The sequence below is a fragment of the Xiashengella succiniciproducens genome (genome assembly GCF_023674465.1).
Taxonomy (GTDB): Bacteria; Bacteroidota; Bacteroidia; order Bacteroidales; family Marinilabiliaceae; genus Geofilum; species Geofilum succiniciproducens.
Genome location: NZ_CP098400.1, coordinates 1,853,295 through 1,874,688, shown reverse-complemented (window position 1 = coordinate 1,874,688; position 21,394 = coordinate 1,853,295). Strand labels below are relative to the sequence as shown.

Sequence of the window (21,394 nt, the reverse complement as noted above, 5' to 3'; positions counted from 1 at the left end):
TTTTGATGGGCTCCGTTCCGCTTCGGCTATGACTTCGCTACACTACGCCCATCAAAACGGTTGTCGGGATAAGAAAGATTTGTCTACTTTTGAACTGTACTAAAAAGGGGAAGCCTACACACTTCCGTTTTCCTATATTTGTAACATATAAAAGTTTTGTATAACCAATATTCAACTGTTAAATAAAATATATAAACATAGCAATGGCGAAAGAAAGGATTCGTGTATTAATATCAGCACCAAGCTTAAGTGTTGATAAAAATGTAAGTGGAATATCTGCTGTTGTAAGCTCTATTATTGAGTCAAAAAATGATATAGTTTATTATCATTTAGAAGTGGGGCGAACTGATAAAGACAAGTGGGGTCTTTTAAGTTATTTAAATACAATATATAGGCTTTTTCTTTTTCCTGTATATATATTAAAGAACAGGATTGATGTTTTTCATCAAAATCTGCCGTTTAATAATAAAGGTCTTTTAAGGGAGGTTCTGTTTAATTTCCTGGCGAGGATTTGTTTCGTTCCAGTTGTTCTTCATATCCATGGAGGAGAGTTTCTAACGAAGAAGCCTGAGAGTAAGCTTAAATTATTACTGATCAATTCAATTTTTGAAGGAAGTAAAGAAAGAATTGTTTTAAGTGATGTTGAAGCGAATTTGATTAAATCATTGTATGGATTTGATGCAATTTCTTTACCTAATAGTATTGATACAAAAGTATTCTTTCACGAAGGTCCTAAATTATTCAATGAAGTTCCAAAAATTATTTTTTTGGGTCGATTCCATGAAAGTAAGGGGCTTATATATTTGACAAGTGCTTTTAAGGATTTATATAAAAAACATCGGTTCCAATTTGTTTTATGTGGTAAAGGCGAATTGGAGAGATTTTTAGTTGAAGAGTTAAAAAACATTATGGGAGATGATTTTGATTTTCGAGGTGTAATATCAGGAGAAGAAAAGATTAAAGCATTAACTAATTCAGATTTTTTCGTTTTACCATCAACCTATGGTGAGGGGTTACCAATCTCTTTATTAGAAGCTATGAGTTGTGGAGTGATACCTGTCGTAACTGATGATGCATCAATGAAAGTTGTTGTTGAAAATATGTATAATGGCATTAGGGTTGAAAAGATGTCTTCGAGTGATATTGAAGAAAAACTGGCCTTTTTGTTTCAACTGCCTAATGAGGAGAAATTAAGGCTGTCCAATAATGCGAGGAAGACAGTTAAAGAAAACTATTCAAATAAGAAGTATTTATCTAAACTATTAAGCATATATAAACATTCAATAAAATGAAAAGAGTATTGATAACCGGAGGAGCCGGGATGATTGGTTCAAACCTTACTAAGAAATTAGTCTCACTTGGAAACGAAGTTTTTATAGTTGACAATCTTTGGCGCGGGAGACTTGATTATTTGAATGACAACAATGGGAATCCGATAATTGATTTAAATAATAATTTTTTCAACAGAGATTTATCTGTTAGTCATTCATGTGATGACTTAATTGAGAAAGTGGATTACATTGTTCATCTTGCTGATGTTGTTGCTGGCATTGATTATGTGTTCAATAATCAAGGCTCCTTATTCCGACAGAATATTTTGATAAATTCGAATGTTATTGATTCAGTACGGAATTATGGGAAACACATTAAGGGCTTTATTTATGCCGGAACCGCATGTAGTTTCCCACTTACCCGCCAAAATACCATAGACCCTGAACCTTTACGAGAGGAAGAGTTGTATCCTGCTCTTCCTGAATCAGCCTATGGTTGGAGTAAGTTAATGGGGCAGTATGAAACTGACCTTTTGGGTGCAGAAACCGGTATTCCGGTTTGTAATCTGATGTTCCATAATGTTTATGGATCTCCATGTGATTTCGGGGAAAGAAGTCAGGTTATTCCTGCTCTGATTAGAAAATCAATTAATTATCCAAACGAACCTTTTATTGTGTGGGGAAGCGGTTCTCAAGGTCGCGCATTTATTCATGTTGATGATGTGGTCAATGGGATTGTTTTAGCTTTAGAGAAGGGTTTGGGAGAAGGTGTTATCCAATTGGGACCATCTGTTTGTACCTCTATTAAGGAAATCGCTGAGACAGTTGTCGATATTTCAGGGAAAGACATTAAAATAGAATTTGATGTTACGAAACCTGAAGGGGATAAGGCAAGAAGTGCTGATTATTCAAAAGCTAAGCGCGTGTTGGGTTGGGAGCCTAAAGTATCACTGAAAGATGGGCTTATGAGGCAGTTTAATTGGATTAAAAAGGAGATCGAAAGTGAAAAACCTATTGGTAATTAAAAAAACATCACAGCTTAATTCGGTTTTAACGAGTCATGGGTATGGATTGAAAAAAGTATTGCTGAAATGGCAAGATAGTGATTCGAATATTACGCAAGTTGCAGTTGGATTTCTTGAGGAAGGATGCTCCATTGATAAGCATATTCATCCGGATATGGAGGAGTTTTACTTTATTCTAAAAGGGAGTGTATCATTTGAGGTAGAGAATCAAAACTACTCTCTAGAGAAGGATGACTTTATTAAAATACCTGCCGGAGCAGAACACAGTCTTAATGCCCTGAAAAATACAGAAATGATTTATTGGGGATGCCAATTTAGTGATAAATGATTTGACCTTTTTAGTACCTGTGGAAAGCATAAAATCTAGTTTCAGTTTTTAATTCAAAATCATGCATCCTTATATACCGAAAATCATACATATTTGATTGCCGGTAACAGTCGTAAGTGGCATAAATTACACTCAAATGGAAAAGTATTTTAATGTAAATCTTGAATTTGACAAATTCGTTGTTGATGATGTCATCGGTAGTTGCATAAAAAACAATAAGCCAGGATATGTTTGTTCTGTTGAAAGTAATAATTTATCTGTAGCTAATGTTAATAATGAGTTTTTAGAAGTACTGAATGGTGCTGTTGTAAACATCTGTGATGGATCTATGCTGGCCACGATTTTGGGATTTATCCATAAAAAACCTTTTAAGCCATATATTGGTGCTGATTTGTTTATAAACTATGTCCGTTCAGGAAAATATAAACAGTATTTTTTAGGTAATACTCATAAAGTCCTGTCTGGATTGCGTAAAGAACTTAGCAAGATTGATCCTAAAATTGCTAATATGCCATTCGTTGAATTACCATTTAGAAGCGTTGATGAATTTGATTATAAGTCAATAGCTGCAGATATTAATAATTATCGCCCAGATATTATTTGGGTTTCTCTTGGTGCGCCCAAACAGGAATTCTTTATGAATAGGTTATTGCCATTCCTTGAAAGAGGTGTGATGTTTGGTTTTGGTGCGATATTTAATTTTTATTCAGGGGTAGGTTCGGTTAAAAGAGCTCCAGCATGGATGAGACGTCTGAAATTAGAGTGGTTATACAGAGCTATTGAAGAGCCTAAAAAGAACATTCCAAGGTATTTACGTTTTATTAAACTACTGCCACGATTAATAAAGGAGGAGAAAAAAAAGAGAAAGAATAGATGTTAAGGTAAGTGGTTTGTTAGTATTCGGTAAACCACGTTTTGATTTTTTAATAAGCTAGTATTAAGCTATGAGAGTTTCTCCTAATCATTAGGAGAACTTTGATAGACCTAGGAAACGATATTCTTTATAAAGAGGGGGTCAACATGCTCCGGATTATCCAACACCTTAGTGTAAAAGGTTTCTCATGATCCAGAATGCTATGATTATTGCAAGTATTATATAGATGGCGGTTCTGCCATAAAGCCGTTTTCTCCAAACCAGGAGTTTCTCACTTGGATTCTTGAGCCTTTCAATTATAAGTCCTGCCAGTATATATGGGATTGAGAGAACCAGTAGAATGTTCTCTTTGGCTGCACTTAGTACTTCCAGATTCAATAGATGATGAACGGCTCTTTGTGAACCACAGCCTGGACACTTTAATCCGGTAATAGCCCAGAAAGGACACTTAGGGAACAAATGAATCTCACCTGGATTATAGTTTTTATAAAGTATAGCAATAGTTGATACTACTACTATTGCTATACCCCATTTGATAAATATCTTCTTAAAAGCCACTTACAGCTCCTGCAAGCATTGCAATTATGTAAAGTATTGAGCCTGCCAATCCTAGCCAGAAACTTACTGTTGTCCAGGTTTTGGCCTTTGCCGAGGCTGCTTTTGCTCCTTCTATATCACCTGCATAAAATCTTGACTCAACTTTTGAGGCATTTACTATCCCAGCTATCCCAAAGGGTAAGCAGCAAAAAATTGTTACCAGTATTGATTCAACTAACCATGTCTTAGGAGGTTGTTGGAACTTAAGGTCACTTATTGTGCTGGAACTGGTAGGTTTTTCCACTGGTGGGGGGGCTAACTCGAAAATTCCATTCAACTCCGAAAGTTTGCCGGCTGGATGCCAGTCATTCAACTCTTTATACCACACCAGAGTATCGCGGGTAATTCCCTTTTCTCTTAGTTCTTCTTTCGTAAATGGACCATAATGATTCGTTCCATCTGAGTAAAAATACTTCTTCATAATTTTAGAATTCGGATAAAGTTATTTCTAATACAATGTTGTAAAAAATATTTAATATTTGCAAAATACGGTCTGTTATTTAAGTGTTTCAGATATTATTGTGCCTATGAGAATGCCACCTAATCGAAAGGGGCTATGCTCAGGTGGGTAAAACGGTTCAAAATGTGCCACTAATTTCGGCCAAAATGTGCCACGAACCAAGGCCAGATTTTGGAAAAATCGCAACAGTAATGCCCCTTTCTGTTTCGGTTCGAACTGTGCCAATTATTTTGGTTCGAATTGTGCCATTTTGGAGAGCCGCTTAAGGCTCACGATTACGGTTTGATTTGTGCCAGTTTGAGAGATCAAGTTTAATTTTCTATATCGCCATAAAAAAGCGATATGGCACACATTCTTGATCTAATGGAACTAAAGCAAATTTTAAGGTTGCACATGGATGGCTTAAGTAATCGTCGTATATCTGATACTCTTGGCATTCATCGCAACACTATTAACAGTTATGTAAGTCAGTTTAAGGCTAGTAAGCATGGCATAGAAGAACTCCTAAAGCTATCGGATTATGAACTTGCCCAGTTGTTCCCGGGCCACACCACCATAAAGAATCCTCGCTTTGATGAACTGATGCAGTTCTTCACCAATATGCATGCAGAACCAAATCATCCTGGATTTACGCTACTACATCATTACTCTGAATATAAGTCGTCAGCTAAAGAGCCATACAGTTACACTCAATTTGTCGAGCACTACCGAAGGAAGTACTCTAAAGAGAAGGGCTCGATGAAACTTCCCCATAAGCCCGGTCATGAACTCTACATTGACTTCGCCGGCAAGAAGCTTAAAATAGTTGATAAGCATACCGGGGAAATCCAGGCAGTAGAGGTGTTTGTGGCTATTTTGCCCTGCAGTCAGTACACTTACGTTGAGGCCTGTCCCGACCAAACCATGGAATCCTTAATAAAGTGCACTGCCAATGCCTTGTCATACTTTGGGGGCGTACCCCAGGCCATTGTATCATATAATCTAAAGTCAGCAGTTACTAAAGCCAGTAAATACGAGCCTCGTATCAATCGCTCATTTTTAGATTTTGCGAGTCATTACAACAGCGTAGTAAATCCGGCTCGTGGATATGCCCCGCAGGATAAAGCATTGGTGGAAAATGCCGTAAACTTATCCTACCGGCGAATTTATTCCCCCATACGCAACATGACCTTCTTTTCTCTGGATGACCTCAATAAAGAGATCCAAAAACACCTTGTAGGCTATAATAACATGTTGTAGCAACGACGCTCCTGCAGTAGACGTGAGCTCTTCCAAACATTAGAGCGGCAGCACCTTAAGCCGCTTCCTCCAACGCGATATGAAATAAAAGGATATCGCCGGGCTAAGGTCCAAAAAACTGGATATGTTTATTTCTCTCCGGACAACAATTACTACAGCGTTCCCTATCGTTATATCGGTAAAAGCACTCAAATCCACTATACCGGCTCGAGTGTTGAGGTCTTTTACAATCAACAGCGTATTGCTTCCCACCAAAGAAACCCTTCTCCAGGCGAGTACAACACCGATAAAAGCCACTTGAGTAGCACACACAAAGCCTATCTTGAGTGGAGCCCTGAATTTTTTAAGAACAAGGCACTAAAGCATGGAGTTAACGTCCATGATTTTGTATCCAGTTTGTTTGATAATCAATCTTATCCCGAAGTTATTTACAAGAGAGCCATGGGCGTAATCCAATTGCATCGGATCTATGGTACCGAAAGACTCAACAACGCTTGTAAATTGGCTCTTGATGTCGGCATACACTCCTATGGACGACTTAAAAACATCCTTAAGAATAAACGGGACGTTTTTGTTGAGGAGCCGGATAATCAAAGAGCATCCCATATACCCACTCATAGCAACTTAAGAGGGGCAACTAACTATAAATAAACCAATAAACATGAACAACAATCAAACAGTAGAAAAACTTCGCCATATGCGAATCAATGCTATGGCAGACCTGCATTTACAGCACGTCAAGAATAATCAGTTAGGCACTTTGACTGCGGATGAATACCTGGCCTTACTTACCGATCATGAATGGGAAGAGCGTCAGAATAAGAAAATCAACAGACTTATTAAACATGCCGGGTTCAGACAAAAAGCCACACTCGCAGACATCGATTACAGTGCCACCAGAACGCTTGATAAAAACATGTTCCAACGGCTGGCCACACTTGATTTTATCAAGAGAAACGAGAACGTTATAATAACCGGGTTAACAGGGGTTGGAAAGAGCTTCCTTGCTCAGGCTATTGGCCATCAAGCCTGCATGATGGAATACAAGGTTCTTTACTCAATTACGTCCAGATTATTTAAGCGCCTTAAATTATCAAGGATGGATGGAACATATATGAATGACATTAATAAATTAGCCAAAACGGATGTCCTTATACTAGATGATTTTGGGCTACAAGCTTTTGACAAGCAGGACCGTGAGTCGCTTATGGATATAATAGAAGACAGACACAGTAAGAAAACAACTATTGTGGCTTCACAGATACCAGTCTCGGTTTGGTACGACATTATTGGAGAAGGAACGATTGCAGATGCAATACTCGACCGACTGGTAAACGCCTCTCATCGAATCGACCTAAATGGACCCTCATTAAGAAAGGGGATTTTAGCAAGCGAATAGCATTTTTTTTGTACTATTGCACCATCTCTCAGACTGGCACATTTTGACCGAAATGCCTGGCACAAATAACACCGAAATACTCAATCAAACCCAAAACTCATGAAAATCTATACGATAATTTCAATCTTGACTCTAACCATCCTATTGAGTTGCAGTCAAAAGAACAAAAGACCAGAACCTAATTTCTATCGGAATTTATTTACAAATGAAATTCTAAACAAAACTGAATTTGAAATATTTATAGGAACCTTACATCAGAATATTCCTGATTCATTAAAAGGCAAAGAACATTTAACAATCCATTTTGGATTTTTAGAAACTACAAAAGACTCAATCATTCAACCATTTAATTATGACATAAGAATTGGAAATGAATATTTAGTAAGAGCAAATAATTTTGATAAAATTGGAATGAAAATTAAACCTCAAAAATTCAATACTATTGATGGAGACAGTATTCAAATTGGAGGACAACAATTGAAGCCAATGTTGATAAATTTATGGTTTATAAACTGCGGCGGTTGTGTTGCTGAAATACCAGCATTAAACAAGTTGAAAGAAAAATATTCTGACAGAGTAGATTTTGTTGCAATGACTTTTGATGATGCTAAAAAAGTCAGGAAATTTTTAAATAGAAATGACTTCAATTTTATTCACATACCAAATTCAGAAGAATTTATTAATTACATAGGTTCAAAGCCTTATCCTGAGAACATTTTTATTAGCAGGAATGGTTTTATTGAATACATAGAAGGAGGTTTAGGAGGTAATTTGAATGATGACAATTTAAAGTATTTTGAATCTATTATTGAAAAATTACTGCTACCAACACGCGGTAATAGCCAATAAGGGTTTTAGTGGTTTGCGAAGGTTTGTAGTCCGCTTTAACTTTTCGTGTAACTTGACAGGAAATCTCCCGCAATCCCTTACTGGCCATACCGCCACCGTTGGGCACTATTATAAGACGAAAAAATAATCCATAATGAAAAATTCTAGAATTGATTTTAATACTCAATGGAATTCATTATGCTTAAAAAAGTGTAATAAAGAAAAACGTAAAGAAACTACACAAGATGATTTGTGTAGAGAAACTTTATCAATATCTGACAACTTGCCTGTAAGATGTGTTGGTGGATGGGCTATGCAAAAGATTTTTCATTTAATTCAATATTTTGGAATTTTTACAATTGGGATGAAATCAAAATGGCAAGGAAACATTAATTATATTGAAATTTGTTCTGGCCCTGGTAGATGTGTAAATAGAGAAAATGGAGAAGAATTCAATGGAACATCAATTTGTATAATTGAACACCAAGCAAGCGAATATTTAAAGAAAATATTATTCTTTGACTATAACGAAAAAGTCGTAGATACTTTAAACAAGAGAATATCTGCTAGAAATGCAATAAACGCAAAAGCATATATTGGTGATTATAATAAACCTAACGACATTTGTGATAAAATTATTGAAGAAACAAAAGGGGTTGGATTGAACCTTGTTTTTATTGACCCGACAGATTGTAGTGTTCCTTTCACTCTTCTTAAGAAAATCAAGGAAAGAATAAAAAACGTTGACTTTATTGTAAATTTTGCAATTAGAACCGACGTTAACAGAAATATCAGAAATGCGGTTTTACACTCTGAAACACATCAGAATGTAGTAAAAAAATACACAACATTTTTAGGGTCTAATGATTTCTTTAATAATCCTAAAGTAATAGAAACTGCAAACAAAGGAAGTCAACAAGATTTAAGAAAATTGTTCAGAGATGAGTATATGAATAGTTTAAAAAAAATTGGATATAGCCATTTTGATTTTAAGCCAATTGAAAACTATTATGATTTAGTTTTTGCATCATCCCACGAAACTGGAATTAAGTTTTGGAGTAAGGCAAATGCAATTGGATTTGACGGACAACGTTCACTTTTTTGAGTATTTTCGCAGAATGAAAAATGAAAAACAAGTTTTTGGCACATATGAGTGGGCTGTTGAAAATGCAAATTTTATTAGCGGTTGTAGCCATAATTGCAAATACTGTTACAGTAGGGAGATGGCAATTAGATTCAAACGCAAAACATCATTGAATTGGCAAAACGAAGAAGTAAATTTCAAACAACTTGAAAAAAATGCCAAAAAAGTTAATGGTGTTATAATGTTTCCATCTAGTCACGACATTACACCCGAGAATCTAACTAATTCAATAAAATTTTTAAAAAAGCTTTTAAATCAGGACAATGAAATACTTATTGTAACCAAACCTCATTTAGTTGTAATTAAAACTATTTGCAAGGAATTCAAAGCATATAAAAACAAAATATTATTTAGGTTCACTATCGGCTCTAATAATTCAGAAACTTTAAAGTTTTGGGAACCAAATGCACCTGATTATGAAGAAAGAAAACAGTGTTTAATATACGCTTACAAAAAGGGGTTTTCAACAAGTGTATCTTGCGAACCAATGTTAGACGACAATATTATTGAATTAGTTGAAGAATTAACTCCTTTTGTAACCAATTCAATTTGGTTAGGGAAAATGAACTTTCTGCTTAGACGACTAAATATGAATGGAATAAATGATTTAGAGACAATAGAAAAAGCAAAAAAACTTATTGAAATACAATCTGACGAAAATATCAAAAAACTTTACGACCATTTATCTACTAATGATAAAGTTAAATGGAAAGAGAGCATTAAGAAAGTTGTTAAAATAGAAATATCGACGATTAAAGGACAAGACAAATAACAGTGCCCAACAAGGGGTGTAAAAAATGCTGGTTTTCCGCCGATTAGGAAGCAAATCGGCTTTTTCGATACTTCGTATCGGGGGATTCGGACGCTGCCCGAATCCCAGCACTTTTCACACCCCCAACCGTTAGAAACAAGGGTGAATATGAATCGCACCTTTGATAACCCAAGCTGACTTACCCCAGTCAATATTTCTTAACCATTAATACATCTCTTCCCTACTTATGGCACAAATTCATGGCCAAATTGAGTCTTTGAAAAAATTAAAACATGAATTAAATTCTCATGGTATCGGCAGGTTTAACTCAATTAAAGAGATAGATGCATTCTTGGTCAATTTTCAACACGAAAAGGAGGCAATAATTATTGCTGAAAGAGAACGCTTATTAAATGAAGCCAAGGATTTAATCCTCACTATTAAAGAAAATATAAACAAATGTGAGGTAATTAAAAGTAAGAAAATAACTGAAATAGAGGTTGAAATAGACACTATCAGGATCAACATTCAGAATCTGACTGAAAGAGTCAAAATAGGTTTCTTTCATAAGATTATTTATGGTTATAAATTGAAGAAACAAAAGAAATTACTGGCTTATTATAATTCCAATATGCCAGTAATTATTTCCAATGCAACTAAAAACATACAGAGAATCATTGAGAATGATGACAATAGACTAAAGTTTATCAATGACAACAATGAACAAATCATTAATGAGCGAAGCCTACCAGGTATTCAAAATTTATACAATGTAAAGAAAACCATTGAAGATTTATATCCCTTGGTTGCAGGAGCTATTGGTGAGAACTTGGTAGTGAAAGAAATAGAAAAACTGCCAAATGATTATATTTTACTCAATGACTTTAGTATGAAATTTAGTCCGCCAATTTACAACCGACATACAAATGATAGGATTTTTTCAATTCAGATTGACCATCTTTTAATTTCAAAATCAGGTATTTATATCTTAGAGACAAAGAATTGGAGTAAAAAATCTATTGAGTCTTTGGATTTAAGATCGCCTGTAGAACAGATTACCCGGACAAGTTATGCTTTGTTTCTGCTAGTAAATGATGCAAAGATTAAATTGACCGAACATCATTGGGGGGACAAGCAGATCCCCATAAGAAATATCATAGTCATGATAAATGAAAAACCAAAAGAAGACTTCAAATATGTAAAAGTAAAATCGTTAAAAGAACTCAATAATTATCTTACCTACTTTGAACCAGTTTTTACAGAAACAGAAGTTAATAGAATAGCAAATTATCTCATTAAAAATGGTAGTCTCCCACTAACTGTGTAAGTTGAAAAGTTATTCTGAAAATTTTGAGCCCTCAAAGCTCAGGAAATTTTCGGAAATAACTTTTTACTATTTTTAAATCTTTATACAGTTATGATCGACAAAGAAGAATTATTAAACAACAAAGAATTTTACAAATCTTTTAAAAGTGGAGAAGATCTAACTTCCTTCTTCAAACAGATGCACAAAAGTGCCGTAGAGCACATGCTGAACGCCGAACTGGATGCCCATCTAGACAACGAAAAGCATGATAAAACTAAAGAAGGAGATTATCGTAATGGGCACGGAACCAAAAAGATAAAATCCTCTTTTGGAGAATCTGAAATCAAGGTTCCCAGAGACCGAAACGGTGATTTTGAACCTGCTTTAGTTCCTAAAAGACATAATATAATCGAAGGTCTGGAGAATGTGATCATCTCCTTTTATGCAAAAGGGATGAGTGTAAGCGATATCGAAGAACAGATTCGGGAAATGTATGATTTTGAGGTGTCTGCTTCCACCATGGATATTCCGGTGATATTGACCCCTCATTCCGGTGATACTGACCCCTCACTGGTAGAGGTTCAAAGAACGTGATAGACTGACAATATTACCGTTTTTTTCTTAAACTTTCTCCATTGAGCTCGATACGATATGCAGTATGAACTAATCGGTCCAGGATAGCATCTGCTATTGTATCATCTCCAATGATATCATACCAGTTAACTACTGGAAGTTGACTGGTAATAATCAGGGAGTTTCGAGCATGTCTGTCTTCTATAATTTCCATGATATCCATACGTTGCTGTTGGTCTAATCTGGTTAGTCCAAAGTCATCTATAATAAGTAAATCTGTTTTGGATAACTTTGTAAACATCTTATGGATAGAGCCTTCAAGTCTGGCCATTTTTGTTCTCATCAGCAGCTTCTGTAAGTTGTAGTAAGCTACCTTTTTACCCTGCATACAAGCTTGTTGTCCTAAGGCCGACGCAAGGAAGCTTTTCCCACAACCCGAAGCCCCTGTGATTAAAACAGACTCGCCATTTTCCATGTAGGCTCCAGTGGCAAGCGTTGCTAACATTTCTTTATCTACCCCTCGGGCAGCATCAATGTAAATTTCTTCTATTGTTGCTTGATAGCGGAAGCCCGCATTCTTTTTAAGTCGTTCGAACCGATTGTTCTTACGACTTTGATACTCATTCTGTAATAAAAGTTTTAGTCCTTCAGATAGGCTTAGTTCATGATGTTTTCGTGTTTCAAGCAGAGCCATCCAGGCCCGACTCATACCATGCAGACTTAATTCTGCCATTTGTGTTTCAATCTCTTTCATTGCTAATTGGTTTTTAATTATTTGTAGCACTCTCTGCCTCTTACGTTTTGATGTTTAGGCAAAGGATTATCTTCGGGGACATCGGTGTCCCAGATCACTTTGTTTTTTATAAGGTTACGCACGAGTGTATAGCTATATCTATTGAGCTCTATGGCTATTTTACAGGCCTGAGCGAAGTCTTCAGGTTCAGTGTCCCTTTGAAGGCGAAGAAGACCATCACAAGTGCGGTATAATTGTTCTGGATATTTTCCTTGCTGAAAAAGTTGGACAAAGAGATTATATAGTTCATCAGATGTCCTCTTGGCTTTTTCCATGTAATAATCAGGACTTCTGCTGAGCCAGTGTTGATGATTTGAGCAAAGGTGTTCCTTGACACTGGTATATTGCCCGGCAGTGTATGACCTTGCATGAACGGCTACCAGTTCATTATTTACGTAAATGGATACTGTAGATCTTGTATAGATCACCATTGCCTTACGTCCAACATGAATGTAAGGAACACTATAATAATGACGATCCTTAAACAAGCATATGTGATTATTGGGAGCCACAGTGTATTCTTTGTAAAACTTCATTTCATAGACTGTCTTAGGGAGGGGCTGTAAGAGATGCTTTTCATCGGCCAGAAACTTCTCTTCGCGACTTCTTACCCTTGCCGGAACAATGGTTGTTCCATAGTGATTAGCCAAGTCATCAAGTGCCACATTGAGTTCCGGTTCATAGCGATCTGACTTTATTACAGCTGACTTTAAGTTGTCAGGGACAATGGCTCTTGGAACTCCTCCAAGATAGGACAGGCAGCAAGATATGGCATAAATAAAATCCTCAACTCCTTGCGTTTTTACAGCCATTGCAAAGGCATAATCGGAGTATGGAAGGCATGCTACAAAAACCTGACACTTAATAATCTCTCCGGTTTGTATATCGACATATGATAGCTGCTTACCAGCAAAATCAATGAAGAGCTTGTCTGAAGGTTCATGATGTAATACGGCAGTAGGTTTGGATGCCTTTTGATGCTGATGCAGATGATAACAAAACTGTGAGAAGCTGTAACCGTTAGGGTTGGATTCTTTGTATTCTTCCCAAAGGATTAGCCTGGTTACCCCATTGCGCTTAAGCTCTTGGACATAATAATCCATCTGCTTTTTTAGAAACTCGTAGCGATGTTCCTTATATGAAGGATTACCCAGATGAAATTTGCTCTCAAGAACAGGATCGTCCAACTCTAGCAAATCATCGATATTATATCCTGATGATTCATACTTATGAAGATAAGACTTCACAGTATTCTTGCTAATGCCCAGAATGCGAGCAATCTCTTTCTTTGCTTTACCTTGTTGGTGTAGCCGAAGTAACTGTTTTATCTGACTCATTGGTCTGGTTTTTCCTGCCATCACAAGACTTTTTAGTGGATAGTTCCACTAAGGAAACCAAAACCAGTGAATTTGATATGATTACCATAAAGGGGGTCAACATGCTCCGGAATTTGGTGGTCGCCGAAGACGATGATTGCCCAACGTGATTTTGCAATCTTCAATATTGGGGGTCAGCATCTGCCGGAATGACAGAAAAACACTGTATTTACTTTACTCGGTTTTTCTCCGGAACTAGGGGGTCAACATGCTCCGGATTATCCACACCATATCCCGCATCACCAGTGCCGTAGCAAGCGAAATGGTGAGCTGGCAGAACCGTCCTTTGGACGACCTCTATCTGATTGTGTGGATGGACGGAATTGTTTTTAAAGTCCGTGAAAACTCTAAAGTCATCAATAAAACCATTTATTTGGCCGTGGGCCTGAACCGTGAGGGCAGAAAGGAAGTTTTGGGCATGTGGCTGGGAAAGAATGAAAGTTCCAGCTTCTGGATGAGCGTATTAACTGATCTTAAAGCCCGCGGAGTGGAGGATATTCTCATTACGGCTACCGATAACCTTAACGGATTTACCCAAACCATACGTTCTGTTTTCCCTGAGTCGCAGACCCAGATTTGCGTGGTTCACCAGATCAGAAATGCCTGTAAATATGTTGTTTGGAAAGACAGGAAAGCCTTCACAGCAGATATGAAGCACATCTACACTGCGCCTAACAAACAGGCTGCAGAAGCTGCCCTGAAGGATTTTGCTGAAAAATGGGAATCTAAATATTCCTACGCCATCAAATCCTGGAGGGAAAATTGGGACGAACTGACCGTATTCCTGGAGTTCCCGCTGGAAATCCGAAAGATCATCTATACCACCAATTTAATTGAGAATCTGAACGGTAAAATAAGGAAATACACCAAAAACAAGATGTCTTTCCCAACGGATGACGCAGTGTTAAAATCGGTTTATCTTGCCCTCAGAGAAGCCACCAAAAAATGGACGATGCCCATCCAAAACTGGGGAATTGTTTTAAACCAATTTATGCTTATTTTTGAAAAAAGGCTCAGATTATAAAATCCAAGCCCCAACTTTTCAACTTACACACTTTAGGGGATAGTGTCCTATTATTTGACGTATTCTGCTAACTCCCACGCCTGAATATGCTTAATTCCTCCTCGTACTGGCATTGTTAGATCATCCAACGAGACAACTATTTTCTCATAATTATCATCAATAGCTTCTAATGCGGAATATTCTCTCTCGACAGTGGTTTCATCGGTAAGCATATAAGTGCTTTGTAAGTAGAGTACGCGGTCGGCTTTTTTGGCAACAAAATCAACTTCTTTATTTCGTAAGGCTCCAACATATACATCAAATCCTGATCGGCGTAATTCCAAATAAACTAAATTTTCAACAAGATAGCCAAATCCATAGCCATAACCGGAATAAAGATAATTCTTATAAGCTAAATCATTGATGTAATACTTAGCATTTCCGGACAGTGTATCTTTTCCTTTGATGTCATATCTGTCGCAGCGGTGAACAAGAAACGTATCTTCTATATATCCTATGTAAGTAGAAACGGCATCGAAGCTTGTTCTGCGCCCTTGCCCTTTAAAATACTTGACGATATTAGTAATAGAAATCAGATTCGAAGCGTTGTTTACTAAAAAAACAAAGATATCTTCAAGTAGTTTCGCATCACGAACATTGTGACGTTGAATAATATCGCGCAGCAACACCGTATCTTTAATAGCAGACACATAATTACGTTTTAGTTCAGGTTTTTGCAGCATGAACAACTCCGGAAGTCCACCGCTGTTCATATATGCTATATAGCTTTGGCGTCCTTTTTCCTCTTCTGTAATTCCTACATATTCGGTATAGCTAAACGGGAACACCTCAAAAGAGACATATCTACCGGATAATAACGTAGCCAATTCTCCTGAAAGCATTTTTGAATTGGAACCACTGATAAATAATTCATAACTCTCTGAAAAGTCCTGAGAATAGGAGTTAACAACCTTTTCCCATCCCTCTATTATCTGTATCTCGTCAATGAATATGTAAACTTTGCCCGATGGTTTAAGCTCTTTTTTATAGAGTTTTATTAACTCATCAAGATCTTTATAGGTTTTCAGAAAATCAAGGTCGGTAAATTCTCTATTGATAAACAACGTGTTTTCCGGTTTAACGCCACTATCAACGAGTTGCTTGGCAACCTGTCTTAATATATAGCTTTTGCCGGAACGCCTTTGACCGACAAGCACTTTGATGAGCCGATTACCTATATAATCGGTTATCTTATCTGTGTACTCATTCCGTTTGTATCCGAAATCAAGGGTGTTTGAACCCCAAAGGTTATATCTTTTTAATAAAGAGATTTTGTCGCCCATAGCCGAATATTTTGCACAAATATACAAACTTTCGTTTATAAGTGAATATTTTGCAGGATTATTTATTTAGTTTTTCTCGTAATGCTTTTGTAGAGTTTCTCCTGATCATTCGGAGAACTTTGATAGACCTAGGAAACGATATTCTTTATAAAGAGGGGGTCAATATGCTCCGGATTATGCTATTATATATTTCTCATGATCCAGAATGCTATGATTATTGCAAGTATTATATAGATGGCGGTTCTGCCATAAAGCCGTTTTCTCCAAACCAGGAGTTTCTCACTTGGATTCTTGAGCCTTTCAATTATAAGTCCTGCCAGTATATATGGGATTGAGAGAACCAGTAGAATGTTCTCTTTGGCTGCACTTAGTACTTCCAGATTCAATAGATGATGAACGGCTCTTTGTGAACCACAGCCTGGACACTTTAATCCGGTAATAGCCCAGAAAGGACACTTAGGGAAGAAATGAATCTCACCTGCATAAAATCTTGACTCAACTTTTGAGGCATTTACTATCCCAGCTATCCCAAAGGGTAAGCAGCAAAAAATTGTTACCAGTATTGATTCACCTAACCATGTCTTAGGAGGTTGTTGGAACTTAAGGTCACTCTTTATACCACACCAGAGTATCGCGGGTAATTCCCTTTTCTCTTAGTTCTTCTTTCGTAAATGGACCATAATGATTCGTTCCATCTGAGTAAAAATACTTCTTCATAATTTTAGAATTCGGATAAAGTTATTTCTAATACAATGTTGTAAAAAATATTTAATATTTGCAAAATACGGTCTGTTATTTAAGTGTTTCAGATATTATTGTGCCTATGAGAATGCCCACCTAATCGAAAGGGGCTATGCTCAGGTTATGACTGTCCCACCTAATGTAAAATAATCTGACAAATTCCTTAAGCTGCAACGTAAAGCCCGTCGCAAAAACGCAGGGCTCTGGGACAAGGAATAGTTTGCGACTGATCACATAGCTTAATGGTAAGATAACGAGGTATATATGTTCTGTCTTGATAGAATTGTTGGAAACTGAATAAGGGTTTTTGTGGGGGAGGACGTCATTAGGTAAAAGAACATAAAGTTTTACCTAAATACATCGAACCATGAAAACAAATGCTTATGTAGGAAAATTTTCCTATGGCTTTAGGTTGGCAAGCATGATACTGCTGGCAGCTTTTCTGAGCATATCTGCTTTTTCTGCAAACAAGAGTGACGGTACTACTCGCTTCGAAGGTGTTATTACTGATTCTAAGTCTAAGGAAGCTCTCGCATTTACTAATGTGATTGTTGCCGGTACTAATATCGCTACTGTGTGTAACTCCGATGGTGAGTTTACTCTGAAGGTCCCCAACGAACATCTCGACAAGAATGTTATGTTCTCTCACATCGGTTACCAGACTGCGACAGTGCCGCTCAGAGAACTCAAAACTAACGAGATCAACAAGATTACTCTTAACATGACTTCTGTATCCCTGGTCGAAGTCAATGTCTTCCCCTCTGATCCTGAAAGAATAGTTCGGGATATGATGAGACAGAGAGATCATAACTACAGCGACTTTGCTAATACTAAGACTGCGTTCTACAGGGAGACTATTAAGAAGGGTCGTAACTATGTGTCTCTGACTGAAGCTGTACTGGATATATTTAAGTTCCCATACAGCGCAATGCGTGACGATAGGGTCAAACTGATTCTCGGACGTAAGAGTGCCGACTATGAAAAGCTTGATACTCTGGTCTTCAAACTGCAAGGTGGTCCCGTGTCTGCCGTGATGCTCGATATCATGAAAGAACCTTATGCCTTGTTTGATAACGAATCAATCTATGACTATACTTTCGAGCTGAGTAATATCACCAAGGTTGACGACCGCCTGCTCTATATAATTGACTTTAAGCAAAGGGAAAGTGTTGATAAGCCATTATTCTTTGGAAAACTGTACGTTGACATGGAATCACTGGCTCTGACAAGGGCTGAGTTCAATATGGATGTTAGCAACCGCGAAGAAGCAACTGCTCTGTTTATCAGACGTAAACCAAGTGGTGCCAGAGTGTATCCAACTGAGGCTTCTTACATCGTTGACTATCGAATCACTGACGGTAAATGGCACTACGGATATGCCCGAGCATCAGTTGCCTTCCGTGTCAACTGGAAGAAAAAGCTGCTCAACACCAACTACTACACAACCATGGAAATGGCTGTGACCGACTGGAAGATCGCTGAAGATCAAGCCTTCAAGGCTAGCGAAAGGCTGAAACCTACAATTATTATGGAAGATGCTGTTGAAGGTTTCAATGATCCTGACTTCTGGGGCGACTACAATGTTATCGAACCTGAACAACCGATAGAAAACGCAATAAAGAGGATTCAACGGAATCTTGATAAGTGATCCTGATTACATACCTTTGGTCAAGTCCCCCCGGAGCGAAAGTCCCGGGGGGACTTTGATTTTATATACCTACTACGTATTTTTATAAGCGATTTCTAAATCATACTGTCAGATGAGGTGCTGCCTATATTTATTTACTTTGCTTGCCTGCCTTTCGGTTAGGATCGTTTTCCCTGAAAGTATCTCTGCTCAACGCGATGACAGCACCCTGGTAAAGCTCTGGAATAATATCTCACTGCAGGATGACTATGAAAAGGACTTCCGCTTCCCGGGCTTAATCGATTCTTTACACCTGGTATTGGGTAGATGTGATACCGAAAAACTACCCACTGTGCTTCCCACCGGTTGGGCTTTTACACAAACCGCCGGGGGGCGGTTTGCTGTTGCTGCCGGTGTCGTGGATTTTGCAACTGTGCCCGACAGACTAGTCTTTTTTGTTCGTGATCTTGGGGAGCATCCTGCAGACTACATTTTCTATTCTTATATTACCGGCTTTACGGGTGGAGCAGCTCCTCTTGCACTAAAGCTGGATGAGTTTGATATCGATGGCCTGAGCTTTGCCTCAGTAACAGCAGTGAGCGGTACTACGACCCTATCTGTGCTCCCAGATATTGCAACAAGGCTGCTTATTGGTCGGCTCGTTGCAGCGGAGACTGATGGCGATAAAGTCGTGCTTAGCGAAAGGTTGTGGGAGAGAATATCCAGGCTGCTTGCATACAAACCGCTGTTTAATGATCCCTTTGAGGGATTTAGCAATATCTCGGGGCTACTCTCACCCGACAATGTCCTCAAAGTGGTGACCTGGAACGTGGAATTTGAGGATGGCACAAATACCTTCTTTGGCGGGATTGCTGTAAACCGGGAAAATGCAATAAAGGTACACAGACTGTCCGACCGTTATAAGGCAATCAAGACTCCGCAAGTGATGAGTCTAAACGCTTCCAGATGGTACGGGGCTGTGTATTACGAGATACTTGTCAATAAGCACAAGAAGAACACTTATTATACTTTGCTGGGATATAATCCCAATGACTACTTTTCCAAGATCAGGGTTGTAGAGACTCTGACTCTGGGCACTAACGGTGCGCCGCGTTTCGGTGAACCGATAATAGAGGTGGAGGGCAAGATGCTCAAGAGGCTAATCTTCGAATATAGTGCCAAGGTCAGCATGATGCTGCGCTATGATACCAATCAGGGCATGATAGTGATGGATAATCTGGCACCTGTCAACTCCTTGTTTGCTGGTGATCCAAGGCACTACGGCCCTGACTTTACCCATAATGCCCTGAAGTTTGAAAAGGGCAGGTGGGTCTTCCACAGTGATGTTATTTTGACCAACCCAGCCCCCTAAAGGCAACTAACATTGTGTTATGAAAAAGAATGTTGTAATCATAGGTGCCGGCAATGTAGCTACCCACCTCAGTATCGCTATCAGAAATGCCGATTATAATATTATACAGGTGTACAGCCGTCAAATAGACAATGCCGTACTGCTGGCCTCTTTGCTTGGCGTGGAGGCAACCGACAATCTTGAGGAAATAGATCGTAGTGCTGATATCTACCTGATTGCAGTGAGTGATTCGGCTATAGAAAAGGTGGTTGCCCAATTGCCTGGACTGAAAGGTGTTGTAGCGCATACCTCTGGAAGTATGGATATGGATCTGCTTGAAAAATTCGACAACTACGGGGTTTTCTATCCCTTCCAGACTTTTACCAAAGAGAAGCAGTTGCGTGTCAGCGAGGTACCGCTTCTACTGGAAGCAGCTACCGAAAAGGCTGAAAAGATCCTGCTGGAACTGGCAAGGGATATCAGTAACAAGGTGCAGCTTTCAAATGCCAGGATGCGCAAGGCTCTTCATATTAGTGCTGTGTTTGCATGCAACTTTGTTAACCATATGTATGCCCTTGCAGGGGAACTGTTAGAAAAGGAGGGGCTTAGTTTTACGCTGCTGGAGCCGCTGATCAGGGAAACTACCCAGAAGGCTCTGACTATGAGTGTCAGAGATGCTCAGACCGGCCCTGCACGGAGGAAGGATAGGGTAGTTATGAACCGACATATTGAAACTTTGAATGACAAGAGTTTTCACCGCGAGATCTATACCCTGGTGTCGGAAAGTATTATGAAAATGTATTCGGAGTAGCCGATTTTTTGGCTAAATTCGCAAAAACGAGTAAAATGACCAATTTCAAGGAAGATCTGATGCGGGTGAAAGCATTCGCTTTTGATGTAGATGGTGTGCTGAGTTCTGAAATTGTGCCTATAAGTACCAGCGGTGAACCAATACGAACCGTCAATCTGAAGGATAGCTTTGCTATTCAGAAGGCAATAAAACTTGGATACCCGGTAGCTATTATTACCGGTGGGAATAGTGACTCGGTCAGAAAGCGATACTCGCTTCTCGGTGTTAAGGATATTTACTTCTCTGCTGCACGTAAGGTGCCCGAGTTTAATGACTGGATTAGCAGACGTGATATCAAAGCTGAAGAGGTGATGTATATGGGTGATGACCTGCCTGACTGTGGAGTGATGAAACTTGTTGGTGTCCCGGTTTGTCCGGCTGATGCCGTAGTGGAGGTCAAATCGCTTTGTAAATATATTAGTGACCGAAAAGGGGGACATGGTTGCGTCAGGGATGTAATCGAACAGGTACTACGAGCCCACGGACGATGGGGCAGCGTGATGGAATGGTGATCC

Annotated in this window: 23 protein-coding genes and 2 pseudogenes; 18 read left to right on the top strand and 7 right to left on the bottom strand. The window is 38.4% G+C overall.

From position 1 onward, the window contains the following. Positions 1–203: 203 nt before the first annotated feature. From M9189_RS07950 to M9189_RS07935, 4 genes are all read left to right on the top strand, one after another. Positions 204–1,292: a glycosyltransferase family 4 protein gene (locus tag M9189_RS07950; RefSeq protein ID WP_250722195.1), complete on the top strand. Its 1,089-nt coding sequence runs from the start codon at positions 204–206 to the stop codon at positions 1,290–1,292. Then, a complete protein-coding gene (locus tag M9189_RS07945) occupies positions 1,289–2,296 on the top strand; it encodes an NAD-dependent epimerase/dehydratase family protein (RefSeq protein WP_250722194.1) in 1,008 nt (335 codons plus the stop codon). The genes M9189_RS07950 and M9189_RS07945 overlap by 4 nt, the downstream gene beginning before the upstream one ends. Further along, positions 2,274–2,624, top strand: a complete 351-nt coding sequence (locus M9189_RS07940; RefSeq protein ID WP_250722192.1) for a cupin domain-containing protein — start codon at positions 2,274–2,276, stop codon at positions 2,622–2,624. Before M9189_RS07945 ends, M9189_RS07940 begins: the two co-directional genes overlap by 23 nt. A gap of 136 nt (positions 2,625–2,760) precedes the next feature. After that, on the top strand, positions 2,761–3,504 hold the full coding sequence (locus M9189_RS07935; RefSeq protein ID WP_250722191.1) for a WecB/TagA/CpsF family glycosyltransferase: 744 nt from the start codon (positions 2,761–2,763) through the stop codon (positions 3,502–3,504). Between the two features lie 162 nt (positions 3,505–3,666). On the opposite strand, the gene M9189_RS07930 is transcribed toward M9189_RS07935, so the two are convergent. Then, positions 3,667–4,056 carry a DUF2752 domain-containing protein gene (locus tag M9189_RS07930; RefSeq protein WP_250722189.1) on the bottom strand — a complete coding sequence of 130 codons (390 nt, stop codon included), beginning with the start codon at positions 4,054–4,056 and terminating at the stop codon, positions 3,667–3,669. Further along, a complete protein-coding gene (locus M9189_RS07925) occupies positions 4,046–4,516 on the bottom strand; it encodes a CD225/dispanin family protein (RefSeq protein WP_250722188.1) in 471 nt (156 codons plus the stop codon). Before M9189_RS07925 ends, M9189_RS07930 begins: the two co-directional genes overlap by 11 nt. A 381-nt stretch (positions 4,517–4,897) precedes the next feature. On the opposite strand from M9189_RS07925, the gene istA (M9189_RS07920) reads away from it, so the two are divergent. From istA (M9189_RS07920) to M9189_RS07885, 9 genes and pseudogenes are all read left to right on the top strand, one after another. After that, positions 4,898–5,794: an IS21 family transposase gene (gene istA, locus M9189_RS07920; protein WP_250722186.1), complete on the top strand. Its 897-nt coding sequence runs from the start codon at positions 4,898–4,900 to the stop codon at positions 5,792–5,794. A 75-nt stretch (positions 5,795–5,869) separates the two neighbouring features. Beyond that, positions 5,870–6,061 (top strand): annotated as a pseudogene (locus M9189_RS12980) (Mu transposase domain-containing protein); the annotation flags it as partial. A 30-nt stretch (positions 6,062–6,091) separates the two neighbouring features. Then, entirely contained in the window at positions 6,092–6,445 is a 354-nt protein-coding gene (locus M9189_RS07915) for a hypothetical protein (protein ID WP_250722184.1), read from the top strand. A 10-nt stretch (positions 6,446–6,455) separates the two neighbouring features. Then, positions 6,456–7,193, top strand: coding sequence for an IS21-like element helper ATPase IstB (gene istB, locus M9189_RS07910; RefSeq protein ID WP_250722182.1), 738 nt, complete (start codon positions 6,456–6,458; stop codon positions 7,191–7,193). Positions 7,194–7,292: 99 nt separating this feature from the next. Then, a complete protein-coding gene (locus M9189_RS07905; protein ID WP_250722180.1) occupies positions 7,293–8,042 on the top strand; it encodes a TlpA family protein disulfide reductase in 750 nt (249 codons plus the stop codon). Positions 8,043–8,175: 133 nt separating this feature from the next. Beyond that, on the top strand, positions 8,176–9,126 hold the full coding sequence (gene tcmP, locus M9189_RS07900) for a three-Cys-motif partner protein TcmP (protein ID WP_250722179.1): 951 nt from the start codon (positions 8,176–8,178) through the stop codon (positions 9,124–9,126). 13 nt (positions 9,127–9,139) lie between these two features. Continuing rightward, positions 9,140–9,937 (top strand): radical SAM family protein, encoded by a 798-nt coding sequence (locus M9189_RS07895; protein WP_250722177.1) that lies wholly within the window; start codon positions 9,140–9,142, stop codon positions 9,935–9,937. 226 nt (positions 9,938–10,163) lie between these two features. Next, complete coding sequence (locus M9189_RS07890) at positions 10,164–11,243, top strand: nuclease-related domain-containing protein (RefSeq protein ID WP_250722176.1); 1,080 nt, start codon at positions 10,164–10,166, stop codon at positions 11,241–11,243. 90 nt (positions 11,244–11,333) lie between these two features. Further along, a complete protein-coding gene (locus M9189_RS07885; protein ID WP_250722174.1) occupies positions 11,334–11,816 on the top strand; it encodes a transposase in 483 nt (160 codons plus the stop codon). Between the two features lie 13 nt (positions 11,817–11,829). Here M9189_RS07885 and istB (M9189_RS07880) read toward each other — a convergent pair whose 3' ends face one another. Together istB (M9189_RS07880) and istA (M9189_RS07875) are read right to left on the bottom strand one after the other, a co-directional pair. Then, on the bottom strand, positions 11,830–12,549 hold the full coding sequence (istB, locus tag M9189_RS07880) for an IS21-like element helper ATPase IstB (protein WP_250722173.1): 720 nt from the start codon (positions 12,547–12,549) through the stop codon (positions 11,830–11,832). 17 nt (positions 12,550–12,566) lie between these two features. Then, a complete protein-coding gene (gene istA, locus M9189_RS07875) occupies positions 12,567–13,946 on the bottom strand; it encodes an IS21 family transposase (protein WP_250722171.1) in 1,380 nt (459 codons plus the stop codon). A gap of 247 nt (positions 13,947–14,193) precedes the next feature. On the opposite strand from istA (M9189_RS07875), the pseudogene M9189_RS07870 reads away from it, so the two are divergent. Then, positions 14,194–14,988: pseudogene (locus M9189_RS07870) on the top strand (IS256 family transposase); the annotation flags it as partial. A gap of 50 nt (positions 14,989–15,038) precedes the next feature. On the opposite strand, the gene M9189_RS07865 reads toward M9189_RS07870, so the two are convergent. The 3 genes from M9189_RS07865 to M9189_RS12975 all read right to left on the bottom strand — a co-directional run bounded on the left by M9189_RS07865 (position 15,039) and on the right by M9189_RS12975 (position 17,027). Beyond that, on the bottom strand, positions 15,039–16,310 hold the full coding sequence (locus M9189_RS07865; RefSeq protein WP_250722168.1) for an ATP-binding protein: 1,272 nt from the start codon (positions 16,308–16,310) through the stop codon (positions 15,039–15,041). A 182-nt stretch (positions 16,311–16,492) separates the two neighbouring features. Continuing rightward, positions 16,493–16,927, bottom strand: coding sequence for a DUF2752 domain-containing protein (locus tag M9189_RS07860; RefSeq protein WP_419184195.1), 435 nt, complete (start codon positions 16,925–16,927; stop codon positions 16,493–16,495). Then, complete coding sequence (locus M9189_RS12975; RefSeq protein WP_419184183.1) at positions 16,917–17,027, bottom strand: DUF4339 domain-containing protein; 111 nt, start codon at positions 17,025–17,027, stop codon at positions 16,917–16,919. The genes M9189_RS07860 and M9189_RS12975 overlap by 11 nt, the downstream gene beginning before the upstream one ends. A gap of 391 nt (positions 17,028–17,418) precedes the next feature. Between M9189_RS12975 and M9189_RS07855 the strand changes: the two genes are divergently transcribed. The 4 genes from M9189_RS07855 (at position 17,419) to M9189_RS07840 (ending at position 21,391) form a co-directional block, all read left to right on the top strand. After that, on the top strand, positions 17,419–18,699 hold the full coding sequence (locus tag M9189_RS07855; protein WP_250722166.1) for a carboxypeptidase-like regulatory domain-containing protein: 1,281 nt from the start codon (positions 17,419–17,421) through the stop codon (positions 18,697–18,699). Positions 18,700–18,811: 112 nt separating this feature from the next. Further along, positions 18,812–20,050 (top strand): hypothetical protein, encoded by a 1,239-nt coding sequence (locus M9189_RS07850; protein WP_250722164.1) that lies wholly within the window; start codon positions 18,812–18,814, stop codon positions 20,048–20,050. Positions 20,051–20,069: 19 nt separating this feature from the next. Further along, a complete protein-coding gene (locus M9189_RS07845) occupies positions 20,070–20,840 on the top strand; it encodes a Rossmann-like and DUF2520 domain-containing protein (protein WP_250722163.1) in 771 nt (256 codons plus the stop codon). Positions 20,841–20,875: 35 nt separating this feature from the next. After that, positions 20,876–21,391, top strand: coding sequence for a KdsC family phosphatase (locus tag M9189_RS07840; protein WP_250722161.1), 516 nt, complete (start codon positions 20,876–20,878; stop codon positions 21,389–21,391). The last annotated feature ends 3 nt before the right edge of the window (positions 21,392–21,394 follow it).

What these genes read in the sequence shown, in the direction of transcription:
- M9189_RS07950 (WP_250722195.1), top strand. Translation starts at nt 204, where the DNA reads ATGGCGAAAGAAAGGATTCGTGTATTAATATCAGCACCAAGCTTAAGT.
- M9189_RS07945 (WP_250722194.1), top strand. Translation starts at nt 1,289, where the DNA reads ATGAAAAGAGTATTGATAACCGGAGGAGCCGGGATGATTGGTTCAAAC.
- M9189_RS07935 (WP_250722191.1), top strand. Translation starts at nt 2,761, where the DNA reads ATGGAAAAGTATTTTAATGTAAATCTTGAATTTGACAAATTCGTTGTT.
- M9189_RS07925 (WP_250722188.1), bottom strand. Translation starts at nt 4,516, where the DNA reads ATGAAGAAGTATTTTTACTCAGATGGAACGAATCATTATGGTCCATTT.
- istA (WP_250722186.1), top strand. Translation starts at nt 4,898, where the DNA reads ATGGCACACATTCTTGATCTAATGGAACTAAAGCAAATTTTAAGGTTG.
- istB (WP_250722182.1), top strand. Translation starts at nt 6,456, where the DNA reads ATGAACAACAATCAAACAGTAGAAAAACTTCGCCATATGCGAATCAAT.
- M9189_RS07905 (WP_250722180.1), top strand. Translation starts at nt 7,293, where the DNA reads ATGAAAATCTATACGATAATTTCAATCTTGACTCTAACCATCCTATTG.
- tcmP (WP_250722179.1), top strand. Translation starts at nt 8,176, where the DNA reads ATGAAAAATTCTAGAATTGATTTTAATACTCAATGGAATTCATTATGC.
- M9189_RS07895 (WP_250722177.1), top strand. Translation starts at nt 9,140, where the DNA reads ATGAAAAATGAAAAACAAGTTTTTGGCACATATGAGTGGGCTGTTGAA.
- M9189_RS07890 (WP_250722176.1), top strand. Translation starts at nt 10,164, where the DNA reads ATGGCACAAATTCATGGCCAAATTGAGTCTTTGAAAAAATTAAAACAT.
- M9189_RS07885 (WP_250722174.1), top strand. Translation starts at nt 11,334, where the DNA reads ATGATCGACAAAGAAGAATTATTAAACAACAAAGAATTTTACAAATCT.
- istB (WP_250722173.1), bottom strand. Translation starts at nt 12,549, where the DNA reads ATGAAAGAGATTGAAACACAAATGGCAGAATTAAGTCTGCATGGTATG.
- istA (WP_250722171.1), bottom strand. Translation starts at nt 13,946, where the DNA reads ATGGCAGGAAAAACCAGACCAATGAGTCAGATAAAACAGTTACTTCGG.
- M9189_RS07865 (WP_250722168.1), bottom strand. Translation starts at nt 16,310, where the DNA reads ATGGGCGACAAAATCTCTTTATTAAAAAGATATAACCTTTGGGGTTCA.
- M9189_RS12975 (WP_419184183.1), bottom strand. Translation starts at nt 17,027, where the DNA reads ATGAAGAAGTATTTTTACTCAGATGGAACGAATCATTATGGTCCATTT.
- M9189_RS07855 (WP_250722166.1), top strand. Translation starts at nt 17,419, where the DNA reads ATGAAAACAAATGCTTATGTAGGAAAATTTTCCTATGGCTTTAGGTTG.
- M9189_RS07850 (WP_250722164.1), top strand. Translation starts at nt 18,812, where the DNA reads ATGAGGTGCTGCCTATATTTATTTACTTTGCTTGCCTGCCTTTCGGTT.
- M9189_RS07845 (WP_250722163.1), top strand. Translation starts at nt 20,070, where the DNA reads ATGAAAAAGAATGTTGTAATCATAGGTGCCGGCAATGTAGCTACCCAC.
- M9189_RS07840 (WP_250722161.1), top strand. Translation starts at nt 20,876, where the DNA reads ATGACCAATTTCAAGGAAGATCTGATGCGGGTGAAAGCATTCGCTTTT.